The organism is Aquiluna borgnonia (genome assembly GCF_013283855.1).
In the GTDB taxonomy this organism is placed as follows: Bacteria; Actinomycetota; Actinomycetes; order Actinomycetales; family Microbacteriaceae; genus Aquiluna; species Aquiluna borgnonia.
Genome location: NZ_CP054056.1, coordinates 1096344 through 1109457, shown reverse-complemented (window position 1 = coordinate 1109457; position 13114 = coordinate 1096344). Strand labels below are relative to the sequence as shown.

Here is a 13114-nt window from a genome sequence, read left to right as displayed (position 1 = left end):
GGACGACACAGTGCAGAACTCATCAAGAATTCTCATCGATCAGGCTCACAACCAGGCTTGGGCCGTCAATCCCGAACTAGCCAAGGCCATGAACCCGGCGAATCCATCTGACGCCAGCTACGCCAAAATGGCGCAATTGGCTCAGTCGGCAGAGTTTGATGTTTCACTTTTTGAATCGGGTGAGTTCAGCCCGCAAGTCTTGAGCCATACCGATGTCTTGGTAATTCCCCACTGCTCCTCAGCGGAGTGGGAAAGGACCATCGGCGCTGGTTCAGAGAAGCTCAGCCAGGCGGAACTTTCGGCCATTGAGGATTTTGTTCGCTCTGGCGGTTCACTTCTAATTCTGGCCGAGACCGAACAGCCCAAGTACGGCAACAATCTTGCTGAGCTTGCGATGAGATTTGGCATCAGTATCCAAAACGCTACCGTCCAGGATCCCGAAAACTGCTACTCCGAGGTTCCGACCTGGGTGCTGGGTCAATTCTCTAAAAACACCATTTCTGATTTTGGTTTTCGCGTTGAGTCGGTTTGCCTTTACCGAGCCGGAACCTTAGCTCTCGAACCAATGGCCGCGGGTGAAGTTTTCATGCGCTCAAGCGAAAGCGCTCTTCCAGCCAATGCTCCGCTCGGTGTCGCGGTGTCCTTCGGACTTGGTCGGGTGGTGGTGCTGGCTGATTCCGATCTTTTTGGGGATGATTCGATTGAGGATTGCGACAATGCCCAGCTTTGGCTGAACCTGGCGGGTTGGTTGTCAAATGCAAAAGTGGCTGCCAACGCCCTCGCCGATAGCCCTGCCAACTGGGCAAGCGGCGACCCAGCATGGCAAAATCTCGCAATCACCGTGGAGAAATTTCGCCCAGTGCAGCAAAAGGACGGTTCAATCGATTTGAGCCTCATCTCCAAGGCTGAGGTAGACCAGCGGCTGGAAGAGTTGATGGCAGCTATCAAGGCTTTGGCCCCGAGATTCCCGCACCAGTCAGACTACTTCGTGGCACTGGAACGTGATTTGCGGGCCTGGGCCGACTCCGGTTATTCGGTCCCAGACTTTTTCCAATCGCTCGAGCACTTTCGCCCAGATCTGAGGCGACAGCACCAAATTGAGCACCTTGCGGTATTCGCCATGTACACGCAAAACGGGAATCCAAACCGCAATCTCGAGGCGGTAATCACTCGAACCTTTTGGCCAGATTGGCTGGCAGAAAAGGAAGTCAAGTACAACAACCCCGCTTTCATACCGATTGAATTTGTGGCTTTCACCAAGGGGTACGACACGAATTCGGCGGTGTTTTTCCCCGAGACAGTTGCGGTGCGCGAAGTGTCGACGTACTTCTGGGGAGGAATATTCTGCGACCGGGAAGCCGCGCGATTCCGCCGAGTTTGCCAGTCAGCCAAGCAGTTGCTGCATCTACCACTTCCCGCTGATGCGGAGCGGTTGATCAGCGATCAGCTGCTCGCGCAGGAGACCTTTGTGCTCTGGGATTTGATTCACGATCGAACCCACTCAAGGGGAGACCTGCCTTTTGACCCGTTCATGATCAAACAGCGCATGCCATTTTGGATGTATGCCCTTGAGGAACTTCGCTGCGACCTATCGACCTTCCGGGAATCTCTGGTGCTGCAGGAGCAGGGTGACCGGCTGGCGAAATACATGCAGTATGCCATTTTGTTCGATCGCCTCTTCCGCTTTCCGATCACCGGGGATCGGGTTAGAAATTACGACGGACTCGGTGGTCAAATTATCTTCGCTCACCTGCACAAAACCGGAGCTTTGCACTGGACTGACAACCGACTGACTTTTGATTGGGACAGGGTAACTCAAGAAATCGTCAACCTTTGCGAGCAGGTTGAGAACCTGTACCACGAGGGAATCAATCGCTCGCGTATGAACCAGTGGATCGCAGCCTATGAGTTTGTCTCCGGGCTGGTCCCACCGCATCCAGGTTCGAACTGGGCTAAGGGGTTTGACGCTCTTCCGGCCGATGCCGAGCTGAAGTCACTGGTGAATCTCGTGCTGGATGATGAATTTCCGCTAAACGTGTTTTATGAGACCCTAAATCGAAAACTCTCCGATGTGATTGCATCCACCAGGGGAATCACCGCCTAGCGGGTGGGATACTTTTGGCCATGGAATCTCTTGATCAGCGCCTAGTTGAACTTCTCTCAGAGGACTCCAGCGCACCTATCAGTGAGCTTGCAGCTGCCCTAGAAACTCCCGCCTCAACTGTGCATCAGCGCATCAAGCGCTTAGAGGCCAAAGGCGTCATAACCGGGTACCGGGCTCAAATTGATCAGCGCTCGGTAGGGCTGTCGCTGCACGCTCTGGTTTCGCTTACTCCGATTGACCCAGCTCGGCCAGATGATGTGGTTGAGCGGATTCGTCCAATCGGTGAGATAGAGAGCTGCTGGTCGGTAGCGGGGACCGAGTCCTACATAATCAAGGTGGCCGTCTCTGAGCCCGCAGATCTTGAAAACCTGCTAGCCAGAATTCGCTTCGAGGCGAATGTCTCCACAAGAACGAGTGTGATTCTCTCGACCGCCTTCGAAAGCCGCCAGGCTCAAATCCCCAAGGAGAACTAATTGGACAGCAACCCAAGAGGCTTTGCCAGCGATAACTACGCCGGCGTTCACCCCAGAGTCATGGACGCAATAGTCAAGGTAAACCACGGTCACGAGGTTGCCTACGGCGAGGATTCGGTTTCCGCTCGCTTTGATGAGGTGGTGAAGGAGCTTTTCGGAGAAAACTCCGTCGGGTTCCCAATCTTCAACGGCACCGGTGCGAATGTTGTGGCCCTGCAGGCTGCCACCAACCGTTGGGAGAGTGTGATTTGCGCTTCAAGTGCTCACATTCACGTTGATGAGGGGGGTGCTCCAGAGAAGATGGCCGGCTTGAAACTTTGGACCGTGCCATCTGACGACGGAAAGCTGACCGTGGAGCAGGCCAAAAGCCAAATATTTGACATGGGTGTGGTCCACCGCGCTCAACCCGGCGTAATCAGCATCACCCAGACCACCGAGATGGGAACCCTCTATCAGGTTGAGGAAATTCGCCAGCTGGCTGACTTCGCCCACGAGAACGGGTTGCTACTTCACCTAGACGGAGCCCGCATCTCAAATGCCGCGGCGGCGTTGGGGGAGTCCTTCCGGACCTTCACCACCGATGCCGGGGTTGATTTAGTCTCCCTAGGCGGAACCAAGATCGGCGCTATGGCCGCGGAGGCGGTCATCGTTACCGACTCTTCCTCAGAAATTGGCTCGGCGCTCGCCGATGCCATGCCCTACCTTCGCAAAACCTCAATGCAGCTTGCCTCGAAGATGCGCTTTATGTCTGCACAGCTGGTGGCGCTTTTTGAAAATGGTGCAGGGCTAGCCATCAGCAATGGTCAGCATGCCAACCGCATGGCACAGCTGCTTTACCAGGGGGTAGTGGATCTAGCACAAAAGAGCAATTTGGTCAGCGTTGATAACCCTGCGGAGGCAAATGCGGTTTTCCCGACCCTGCCGGAGGAGATCACCCTGGCGCTCCAGCAGAAATATCGCTTTTACGTTTGGAATCAGCAGACCGGACAGGTTCGCTGGATGTGCTCCTGGGACACCACAGAGGACGATGTTCGGGGCCTGTTGGCTGCTCTGGCTGGAGAGCTGGGGCTCTAGATAGGTCTCTTTCCCCGACCTATGTTGATCAATCTTTTGTGTTTGGCATAGGAGCGAAGACTTCAATTGCCATGCTTTTCGAGCAGCTCGCGAGAGTTTGGTCCGCCGTGACGATCGAAGCTCCGACCGCAAGGGCCTGGTTCAAAACCACAACATCAGGCATCTTTAGGCCCGATTGCACTCTGAGCTTCGCCAACGGAGCGGCCGATTCTGAAGGCAGAGGCATGACTGCCATCCCAAGACTTTGGATGTTATCCATGACCCTTTTTTCAACTCCGAGTTTGGTTGGGTGAACTAAGACTTCAGCCAGGGTCAAGGCAGATATTTGGTAGTCGTATTCCACCGTCTGCCTGAAGGCCTCAAGGGCCCAGGCGTGGTGAGTGTCACTTTCGGAAAAGAGAGCAATGAGCGCAGAGGCGTCAAAGATCGCTATGCCGGCCATTCAGAACCAAGATCTTCTCGCCAATTCTTTGGCCAGACTCCGCTAAGTCCGCCTGCGACGCTGCCGATGTTCTGCAGGCGTTTTGCCCTCGCTCGAGAAACCTTGGAGTCAATCTCTTGAATCCCAACCTCGATGATCTTCCTCAACAGCGCGCTTCGATCTGAGGCAAGTTCTGGCCAAATCTCCGCAGCATTCGAAATTGCCCCCGCAACCTGATTGGTCTCGGTGATCATGTGGCGAGGTCGTGTGGTTGGCATAGTGAGAGTGTAACACCTATCTATTAAGTGCAACACTATGGGGTTTGCACTCGAGCCCTTTGGGCTTCAGATTGAAGTGGCGGAGAATGGGGGATTCGAACCTCGGAGGCTATAGTCAGAGCATGGATCTGATTACTTGTCTTTGGTTCAATGGCAATGCTCGGGAGGCCGCAGTTTTCTACACCAGCATCTTTCCCAAGAGTTCGCTCGAGGATAACTGGCTTGCTCCATTGGACACCCCAGGCAACAAAAAGGGTGAAGAAGTTGTCGTGAATTTCAAGATCTTCGGCAAACCATTCATTGCCCTCAATGGTGGTCCCCAATTTCCCCACACCGAGGCCACCTCATTCCAAATTCCTTGCAGCGACCAGGCTGAGATTGACAAATACTGGGACTTGCTGACCGCAGACGGTGGGCAAGAGAGTCAATGCGGCTGGCTCAAGGACAAGTTTGGAGTTTCTTGGCAGGTCACCTCACCCCAGATGCTTAACTACCTAAACGGCCCAGATCTCGCCGGTTCTCAGCGAGCTACTCAGGCGATGCTGAAGATGAGAAAGATCGATTTGAAGCTAATGCACGATGCTTATCTGGGCACATAACTGGAAGGAAGTTAGAAATGGCCAAGGTCAACAATGGCAGGTTTACGGCCCAGCCTGATACGGAATTCGTTGTTTTTCTGATCGGAATGCGAATCAATAAACTTTGGGCGATTCATAAGTGGCTTCCCGTTTTCAATGCGATGCCCAAGATGCTCAGGGAACTTCACATCAATCGAGACCTAGGGTTTCTGTCATATCAAATGTGGTTCTCAAGAACCGTGATTCTTTTGCAGTATTGGGAGAGTCCGGAAAAGCTTATGCAATATGCCAAGGCCTCAAATTCAGAGCACTTGCCAGCCTGGAAGCAGTTCAATACAAAGATTCAAGAGTCCTCGGCTGTTGGCATCTGGCATGAGACCTATTTGTCAGGTCCAAAATTGCAAGAAAACATCTATGTCGACATGCCAAATTTTGGTTTAGGCAAAGCGTTCCAACTCAAACCGGTTGTTTCAAAACTCAACAATGCCGAAAAGCGCTTGAAGCGCTAGTGCTGTTCGTCACTAGGTGGCGAACTGGCGGAGAATGGGGGATTCGAACAGCCCCTACCTGTTGTACTTCTGCGGAATGCAGGGGATGTCACGTCCAATTCTTCTTCGTTTGGAATCAGCAGACCGGCCAGGTTCGCTGGATGTGTTCTTGGGAAACTACCGGAGATGACGTTCGGGGTCTCTTGACCGAATTATCCACAGAGCTCGCTGCCCGTCGAAACTGGTCGCATGGGCTTGTCTAACCAAGCTGACTGAAGCCGAAGTTACCCTTTGAAGAGGTTTAGGGCGCTAGCTGAGAAATTCGGGAACACTGCCCTGAGGCCTTCCGTTGACATTCCTCCCGCCCCTCGCAGGACACTCGCCAGAACATCTCGGTAGTCGGTGGTAACCCTGAGGTCACCATTTACAAGGTCCGAAGACTCAATTCCTGGCCACTTTGCTATCACTTGTCCGCCTCGAACATTGCCGCCCATCACAAACATTGCGCTGGCCCATCCATGGTCAAGGCCCGCAGATGCGTTTTCAGACAGCCGGCGGCCAAATTCCGTCACCGTTACCAACGCTGTTCGACTCCAAAAATCCCCGATGTCTTTTCGGAAGGCCATGATTCCATCATTCAGACGCTTGAAGTTGTCTGCCATCACACCATCTCGAATACCCGCATCGTCATGAACGTCAAGATCACCCTGGAATTCGATGTTTGCTGTCTTGATGGGGGTCCCAGATCGCAGCAAAGCCGCCAATAACTTGAGTCTGGCGCTAAAGGCGTCGTTTGGGTAGGAAACCGAACTTTGCTCACTTAGGTTCGACAGCCTGGTTGATGCTTCGATGGATGTTCTTGCACTCGAGGACCAAACCGAACGTCTACCCTCATGAAGTTTTTCCAGCAGATTCACGTATTCCTGCTTAGACCGCCCCACTGCTGTCAGTTGGATGTCTGAAACCGCCTGGAAGGCCACCGACTGGTGTGAGCCGCTAAATGCCGTGGGGAGAATTCGCGATCCAGAAAAACCCGAGAGAATTTCAGTGTGGCCAGCAGCCTTGAGAAATCTGGTTTGCCATCCCTCTTGAGTAGGACCTGATTCGTAGGCTGCAAATTCGACAGCTCGCTGGTCATCGAAGTGGGATCTGGTTCCTAACGGCGTTCCAACAGCGTGGATTACCGCTAGTTCCTTTGCGTCAAAGAGCTCCTTGAAGCCGCCCAGGTTCTTGTGAAGGCCGAAGGTGCCGTCAAGGCTGTGTTGCTCTGAGTCGTTCAGCGATGTTTGGGGTCGATAGCTGCTCAGGAGGCTGGAACCCAAAAGCGGAACAGCCATGAGGCCATCCATCCCGCCACGCATGGTCACTGTTATGACCAGCCCAGCCGCATCGCCCTGAGCAGCCAATGAATAGGTCATACCAGGGTCGGCAGTGATTACCAATCCACCGCCAACGGCCATAACGCTCTTGATGAAACTTCGTCTATCCAGCTCTTTCGTAAGGGTTCTGAATTCTTCGCAACCGTGAAGGGTGGTCATCTCAGGTTCCATTCTTCCGTCGCCATAACAAGGGCGAACGCCATCCGGGACATGCGCTCACGAAGCTGCTGATCGGGCAATTGCTTATTTAAGTTTTTGGTTAGCAGGCCAACTATTTCTTTCTGGTCGAAGGCCCTGAGAGGGGAAGAGAGCAGCCGCCGCGATACGCGGGTCACCAAGTCATCCATGGTGCTGTACCCGAGGATCTCCCGGTCCAAATCTGGCTCAGAGAAGATGTTCTTCAGGTTGTGCTGGGACAGTTTGGTGGACATGTTCCAGCGCTGAATCTGACCTCCAAAAGTCGACCAGGCGGAAGCATGTTCTGGGAATCCGTCAGGGGTGTCCCAGTCGAAGGGGAGGTGCCCCTGTTGGTTCAGAATTGCCAGCACCAGTTTCAGCGCATCAATGACCAGAACACCATTTTCGAATTTGTCCTCAAGGAGGTTTTCCGATATCTCGAGCCCCAACGCTCTAACAGTTGAGGCGAGGTGCTCTGCTGGTCGCTTTACCTTCACAGTCGGGGTCGCGAGGAAATCAGGGTGAGCGACCAAGGTGGTTAAGACCCCGGGAATGCTGCCCGAGGTCTTTATGTAGGTTGACTTCATTGCCTGAATCAGGTCGGGGCTTGGGTCATCATTTAGATAACGTCTGGCCATTCGAATGCTGAATGCCTCAGCCGTTGCCGGCTGTTTCGCCAAATGATTTATCATTTGCTGAGCTCTGCCTAAGATCACTTTGGAGTCTGAGGTTCGAGCGTTAGCGTGAGTGAACCCCTGAACGGAAATTCGACCGAAGAAGTGCTCGCTCGGCGTGGCCCTGGTCTGAAAATCAATCAGGCTGAAACTTATCCCCGACATCATCCGAGCAACGTTCAGGACATCTTTTTCGGAGTATCCCGCTTCGGGTGTGATGGAAAATAACTCGAGCAGCTCTCGACCGAAATTCTCGTTCGGCTGAACCGCTGTGTTGGTCTGTCCGTTTAGAAAATAAAGCATCGCCGGGTGAAGCGAGAGTTGGGCCAAAAGTTTCGGGTATGTGCCCAGGACATTGTTTCGAATCACTTTGTCGTAGTCAGCTCTTGCCCAGTCAGCGGGACTGTAGAGGGGGACCGGCACATAGTCAGACATAAACTCGACCAACGTTTCCAGAACCTGATTAGTCGAGTAAAAGCGCTTGATCGTGGTGAAGGCGGCTGCTTCCTCAGAGATGTTCTGAGTTTGGCGGCGGAAATTAGGATGCTGGAACGTTTGCTGCAAATTTAGTCGCTGGGTAAGAAATGCGGTTTTGCCATTGAGTAGAGGATGCTGTTCAGGTTTGACTTCGGACAGCTCACCCGAGAGCCAAAGACTGAGATTTTTCCCAGTGAGCTGCTTTAGCGTTTCCACTGTGGGGCCATACGTTAAGCGACCCAAAGCCAAAACGGCCTCTTGGGTCGTCAGGGCTTCACTGGACATAGTTCAATAGTCTTATGAGATCAGCTGGAAATCTAGTCTCAGCCCGCACAGTTCGTTGAGTCTTAACCTCGGGATGCGGAACCTTCAGTCCTGCGGTGCGGGCCGCTTGGCAGCTAGCGAACCAGCGGCAGAAATGACTATGCCTACAGCCATTACAACCCAGCCCTCGTCAAATTCGACTGTGCCTACGAAGTCCCCCGCAAGCGCTCCAAAGGGAGAATTCTCTAAATTTTCCCTGAAGGTCGCCATGGCTTCGTTGGCACGGTTGCTTGCCTGCAGACCGAAGAATCCTAGGACTATGGCACTTAGCACGGCTGGAATCCAGGCGAATCGTACATAGCGACTGGCTCCTGTGAAGAGAGTTACAAACGTAACGGCCAAAGCTAGGTAGCCCGCTAGTTGACCGTTGGTGAAGAGGGTGATCGGGCCCACAAGTGGGATCGTGAGGATCGGTAACAGCATCCCACCGGCGGTGATAAGCGCACCCAGTGCGACGATAATCCGTGCAGCCATCTCTGGTTCGCTCCTATGGTTGATTGCTGAGAAATCTGGGACCGATGCCTAGTCAGCGAATTCCTTCCTTGGCCACCAGAATTTTGCTCCAAGCTTGAATGCCATCGCTGGGACAAGCACCGTGCGAACCAGCAGGGTGTCAAGCAGCACACCGATACACACGATGATTCCAATCTGGGCCAGCGAGACCAGCGGCAGCACTCCAAGAACCGAGAACACTGCGGCGAGCAAGATTCCCGCTGAGGTGATAACCCCACCGGTCGCCCCCAATGCCCGACGCATTCCCTCTCGGGTTCCAAACTCAACCGCCTCTTCCTGTGCCCTGGTCACGAGGAAGATGCTGTAGTCCACGCCAAGGGCCACCAAGAACAAGAACGCAATAACGAATACCGAGAGCTCCAACGCGGGGAACCCGAGGATGTATTGGAATACCAGCCAGCTGGCCCCCACGGCAGAGAAAAAGGATCCCACGACCGCCAGCAGCAGCAGAACTGGAGTTAGCAAGGATCTCAGCAGGAGAATCAAAATCAGGAACACCGCCATAAGAATCAACGGCACCAGCAGGGCCTGATCGCGCGCCGTAGCATCGGAACTATCCATGCTGGTGGCATCTTGTCCACCTACCAGCGCTGTTGCTTCATTACTAAGTCCATCGAGCGCGGCTCTAAGTTCTCGAATGATGTCGTAGGCAGCATTGGACTCTGGTTCTGCATCTATAACCACGTCCAGCTGGGTGTACTCAGCAGTACCTCCCGCATTGGTTATCTCGTCAACGCCTTCCACGCCTGCAATAACGTCTGTGGCGGAGTCAACAATCGAGGTTGAAACGATGACCTGGGTAGGGTTAGCCGCACCCGCAGAGAATGACTCTGCGAGAACCTCCTGGCCAACAACGGCCTCGGGCTTCTCCATGAAGACTTCGGTTGCGCTCAGGCCGGTCTTGATTCCTAAGCCTCCGCTAGCCAAGGTTCCGAGCAGAATGATTCCGATCGCGGAAATGGCTACCGGGCGCTTTGATACCTGGGTGCCCAACTTGCTCCAAATTGACTTCTCGAAGGGGTTGGCGGCGCCAAATTTTGGAATCAGTGGCCAGAAAATTTGCCTCGGGAACATTACCAGGGCAGCCGGAAGTATAACCAGACCTGCAAACATGGCAACGACAATCCCCACGGCGGAAACTAGGCCGAGAACTTGGCGACCCTCAAGTTCCGCCAGCATCAAAAGCCCAACAGCAACGGCAACTGTAGAGCCAGAGGCCAGAATTGCAGGTCCCGCACCTCGGACTGCTGCTCTCATTGCTTCACGTCTGTCCTCGTGGAGAAGAAGCTCCTCGCGGTAGCGGGAAATCAGGAGTAGGGCATAGTTTGTTCCGGCACCGAAAACTAAGACGGACAGAATTCCGACTACGGATGCATCCGGAGTGTAGCCAAATGCTGCGGCTACTTGTCGGGCTAGATTCCCGCCCGCGCCATCCGCAACTCCCACAATTACCAGGGGAATGATCCAAAGGACCGGGGAGCGGTAGGTGATCAATAGAAGAAGTGCAACCACAATCGCAGTAGTTGTAATCAATGTGTCATTCGCACCTTCAAAAATGGAGCCGAGGTCTTTGTTGAAAGCTTCCGGTCCTGTGACGTGAACTTCCAATCCCTCCGGCATTCCCTGAGGTGCGAGTTCTCGCATGGATTCAATGCGCTCCGTGGTTTCGCGGAACTCTTCCGCCGCATCCAGCGGGATGGATATCAGGGCCGCCTTACCGTCCTCGCTGATCTCGGCTGGGGGAACTACGACCTGGCCCTGGATTTCTAGATTAGAGAAGGCTAGGAATTTCTCGTTTGCCCCTCCAACCATGGTTTTGGTTTGAGGGTTTGGGGTGCCCTGAATCCAGCTGAGCTGCTCAGAGGTCAACTCTTCATCAGAGCTGTAGACAACTAAGGCTAGGGAGCCACCGGATTGAGGGAGTTGCTGGCGAATCTCTTCGGCCTGAACGGACTCGGCAGACTCGGGTAGGCCAGAGGACGGAAAGGAGTTGTCCTCTTCAACTGCAAGGGGGCCAAACGCAATCAGCGCTAACGCGGCTCCGATCAAGACGGTTAGCGGTGCTGTCCATTTACCGGTTTGGAACTTGAAAAATGCGTTCACACTTACTCCCTGAAATTCGCGTATGTGGCCTAATGACATTCTTGGGCAGCACCTCTTGCGCCAGGCTCGGAGCACCGGGCGATTTTCCCTACTCCAGCTGGGGGATATTTGAATGAGACAGCTGAGGTAGGCGTCTTAGGTTTTGAAGGTGAACAATAGGAGCGTGAACCTAAACTCGCTTTCAAAGCGGACCTTGACCGAGCTTGGAATTCTGGCGCTGCTGATTTTCGGAATCGTTGCGCCCTTTAGAGGTCGAGGTCAGTGGGAAGTCACAACAGAGCTGATAGTTACGACTTTGGTAGCCAGTGTCGTTTTGGTTTTTCGGAATAGATTTCCAGTGGCTGTTCTTGCGGTCTTGGTTGTTCAGACGTTGATTCTTATGAACCTGGGGGTCAATGGCCCAGTTCTAGGTCTGCCTGTTTCAATTGTTATTTTTCAAATTGCCCTCAAGCTGAAAACAAAGACCGGCTGGGCACTGGTTGCTGGTGCAGCGGTCGTGTTGTTTTCAGCCTTTGCTTTAATCAACGGTGTAGACCTATATGATCCCTACTCGATCGCATTTATTTCGCTACCCGCAATTGCGTTTGCAGCCGGCAAAGCAACGCGATCGAGGCAACAGCTTCTCATGGAAACCCAAGCGCGTTTGCTTCAAATTGAACAAAACCGCATTTCTCAGATTGAACGAACGGTTGCAGAGGAGCGACTAAAAATCGCACGAGACCTGCACGACACGATAGCTCATGAGATTGCAGTCATAAGACTCCAGGCCGAATTGGCAGAGCGAGCAGCAATTCAAAATCCAAGTCAAGCAGCCGAGTCACTGTCTGTTATCCGACAGGCTGCCAAGCAGGTTTTAGAGCAAATTGCTGATCTGATGAAGGCCCTTCGGCACAGGGGAGAAACGAACTTCGTTGAGTCTCTGAAAGAGCTTTCTAGCCTCATCGGTAAATACGAGAAATCCCAAGTGGCGGTTAATTTTGAACAACTGGGGAGACTAGATAATTTGCCCGTCGAGATTGATAAGGTCGCGTTTCGGGTCGTTCAGGAGGGGCTAACCAATGCCGCTAAGCATTCGGCGGATGGGCGAGTTAACCTGACAATTACAAACCTCGATCACCAGCTTCGAGTCAAAATGACCAACGTGGTCAAGAAGGAGAGCGACCCGATGCTTCAATCCGGCTTCGGGCTAGTCGGCCTCCGAGAGAGGGTGCAGTTGGTTGGCGGTAGTCTGAGCGCAGAACCTAATCAAAAGCAAGTTTTTGAACTTTCCGCTGTTTTGCCTACCCGGTCGGAGGCTCGAAATTGATTAAGGTACTGATAGTTGACGACCAGCCACTGCTGAGAAGTGCGCTTGCGTCCATTCTTGACCTCGAGCCAGACATTCAGGTCATAGGGCAAGCCGAGAGTGGAGCCAAAGCCCTGGAGGTCGCCGAAAGGATTAGGCCAGACGTCATTTTGATGGACATAAGGATGCCCAACGGAGACGGCATTTGGGCAACCGAGCAGCTTGCTCAAAAGAGTCTTGGAGAATCCAAAGTCTTGATCCTCACCACTTTCGAGGAAGATGAGTACATTTTCAAGTCCCTAAAGGCAGGGGCCAGCGGCTTTCTCAGCAAGGCCAGCGACGGGAAAGAAATCGCGGATGCCATACGTAAGGTTGCAGCCGGGGACAACCTGCTTTCACCCGGATCCATCAGAAGACTCATTTCGATGGTCGTGAGCAATATTCCAAACTTGGACAGTTCAGCCGTTGGAGATCGGCTTGATGACTTGACACAGCGGGAGGTTGAAATACTGCGACTGGTGGGACTTGGGAGGAGTAATGATGAAATAGCACAAGCCCTGTTCATTTCCCCTCACACGGTCAAAACACACATATCGAATTTGATGATTAAGTTGGATATCCACGATCGCTACCAGCTGGTAATCGAAGCATATGAGACTGGGGTCGTAAGGGTTGGAGAGAATTAGCCCGGGTTGGATTCTGGGAACCAAAACGATTGCGGTTTACAGTTCCATCGAATTGCACAAACACTGGCACAACCCAACAA

The 13114-nt window shown here is 53.2% G+C and carries 13 protein-coding genes; 7 read left to right on the top strand and 6 right to left on the bottom strand.

The features are described from left to right. The first annotated feature begins 10 nt into the window (after positions 1-10). The 3 genes from HRU87_RS05735 to HRU87_RS05725 are packed head-to-tail and all read left to right on the top strand — an operon-like array spanning position 11 to position 3651. A complete protein-coding gene (locus HRU87_RS05735) occupies positions 11-2104 on the top strand; it encodes a DUF6421 family protein (protein ID WP_173493962.1) in 2094 nt (697 codons plus the stop codon). A gap of 20 nt (positions 2105-2124) precedes the next feature. Beyond that, positions 2125-2577 carry an Lrp/AsnC family transcriptional regulator gene (locus HRU87_RS05730; RefSeq protein ID WP_173493961.1) on the top strand — a complete coding sequence of 151 codons (453 nt, stop codon included), beginning with the start codon at positions 2125-2127 and terminating at the stop codon, positions 2575-2577. Continuing rightward, positions 2578-3651 (top strand): threonine aldolase family protein, encoded by a 1074-nt coding sequence (locus tag HRU87_RS05725; protein ID WP_281359126.1) that lies wholly within the window; start codon positions 2578-2580, stop codon positions 3649-3651. A 28-nt stretch (positions 3652-3679) separates the two neighbouring features. Here the strand turns inward: HRU87_RS05725 and HRU87_RS05720 are convergent, their stop codons facing one another. Further along, positions 3680-4093, bottom strand: coding sequence for a type II toxin-antitoxin system VapC family toxin (locus HRU87_RS05720; protein ID WP_173493960.1), 414 nt, complete (start codon positions 4091-4093; stop codon positions 3680-3682). Continuing rightward, the gene (locus HRU87_RS05715; protein ID WP_173493959.1) at positions 4081-4350 is read right to left on the bottom strand and encodes a hypothetical protein; all 270 of its coding nucleotides are present in this window, start codon (positions 4348-4350) and stop codon (positions 4081-4083) included. The genes HRU87_RS05720 and HRU87_RS05715 overlap by 13 nt, the downstream gene beginning before the upstream one ends. Before the next feature lie 122 nt (positions 4351-4472). Between HRU87_RS05715 and HRU87_RS05710 the strand changes: the two genes are divergently transcribed. Together HRU87_RS05710 and HRU87_RS05705 are read left to right on the top strand one after the other, a co-directional pair. Beyond that, a complete protein-coding gene (locus HRU87_RS05710) occupies positions 4473-4949 on the top strand; it encodes a VOC family protein (RefSeq protein WP_173493958.1) in 477 nt (158 codons plus the stop codon). Positions 4950-4966: 17 nt separating this feature from the next. Then, positions 4967-5437: a DUF4188 domain-containing protein gene (locus HRU87_RS05705; RefSeq protein ID WP_173493957.1), complete on the top strand. Its 471-nt coding sequence runs from the start codon at positions 4967-4969 to the stop codon at positions 5435-5437. Between the two features lie 263 nt (positions 5438-5700). On the opposite strand, the gene HRU87_RS05700 is transcribed toward HRU87_RS05705, so the two are convergent. From HRU87_RS05700 to HRU87_RS05685, 4 genes are all read right to left on the bottom strand, one after another. After that, on the bottom strand, positions 5701-6954 hold the full coding sequence (locus HRU87_RS05700) for a DUF1501 domain-containing protein (protein ID WP_173493956.1): 1254 nt from the start codon (positions 6952-6954) through the stop codon (positions 5701-5703). Beyond that, positions 6951-8408 carry a DUF1800 family protein gene (locus tag HRU87_RS05695; RefSeq protein ID WP_281359125.1) on the bottom strand — a complete coding sequence of 486 codons (1458 nt, stop codon included), beginning with the start codon at positions 8406-8408 and terminating at the stop codon, positions 6951-6953. Before HRU87_RS05695 ends, HRU87_RS05700 begins: the two co-directional genes overlap by 4 nt. 84 nt (positions 8409-8492) lie before the next feature. Next, positions 8493-8921 (bottom strand): hypothetical protein, encoded by a 429-nt coding sequence (locus HRU87_RS05690; RefSeq protein ID WP_173493954.1) that lies wholly within the window; start codon positions 8919-8921, stop codon positions 8493-8495. 48 nt (positions 8922-8969) lie between these two features. Beyond that, on the bottom strand, positions 8970-11063 hold the full coding sequence (locus HRU87_RS05685) for an MMPL family transporter (RefSeq protein WP_173493953.1): 2094 nt from the start codon (positions 11061-11063) through the stop codon (positions 8970-8972). A gap of 163 nt (positions 11064-11226) precedes the next feature. Here HRU87_RS05685 and HRU87_RS05680 point away from each other — a divergent pair, with 163 nt between their 5' ends. Continuing rightward, a complete protein-coding gene (locus HRU87_RS05680; RefSeq protein ID WP_173493952.1) occupies positions 11227-12369 on the top strand; it encodes a sensor histidine kinase in 1143 nt (380 codons plus the stop codon). Continuing rightward, positions 12366-13034 (top strand): response regulator transcription factor, encoded by a 669-nt coding sequence (locus HRU87_RS05675; protein ID WP_173493951.1) that lies wholly within the window; start codon positions 12366-12368, stop codon positions 13032-13034. The genes HRU87_RS05680 and HRU87_RS05675 overlap by 4 nt, the downstream gene beginning before the upstream one ends. The last annotated feature ends 80 nt before the right edge of the window (positions 13035-13114 follow it).

Coding starts and splice junctions, on each gene's coding strand:
- HRU87_RS05730 (WP_173493961.1), top strand. CDS start 2,125: ATGGAATCTCTTGATCAGCGCCTAGTTGAACTTCTCTCAGAGGACTCC.
- HRU87_RS05720 (WP_173493960.1), bottom strand. CDS start 4,093: ATGGCCGGCATAGCGATCTTTGACGCCTCTGCGCTCATTGCTCTCTTT.
- HRU87_RS05715 (WP_173493959.1), bottom strand. CDS start 4,350: ATGCCAACCACACGACCTCGCCACATGATCACCGAGACCAATCAGGTT.
- HRU87_RS05710 (WP_173493958.1), top strand. CDS start 4,473: ATGGATCTGATTACTTGTCTTTGGTTCAATGGCAATGCTCGGGAGGCC.
- HRU87_RS05705 (WP_173493957.1), top strand. CDS start 4,967: ATGGCCAAGGTCAACAATGGCAGGTTTACGGCCCAGCCTGATACGGAA.
- HRU87_RS05700 (WP_173493956.1), bottom strand. CDS start 6,954: ATGACCACCCTTCACGGTTGCGAAGAATTCAGAACCCTTACGAAAGAG.
- HRU87_RS05695 (WP_281359125.1), bottom strand. CDS start 8,408: ATGTCCAGTGAAGCCCTGACGACCCAAGAGGCCGTTTTGGCTTTGGGT.
- HRU87_RS05690 (WP_173493954.1), bottom strand. CDS start 8,921: ATGGCTGCACGGATTATCGTCGCACTGGGTGCGCTTATCACCGCCGGT.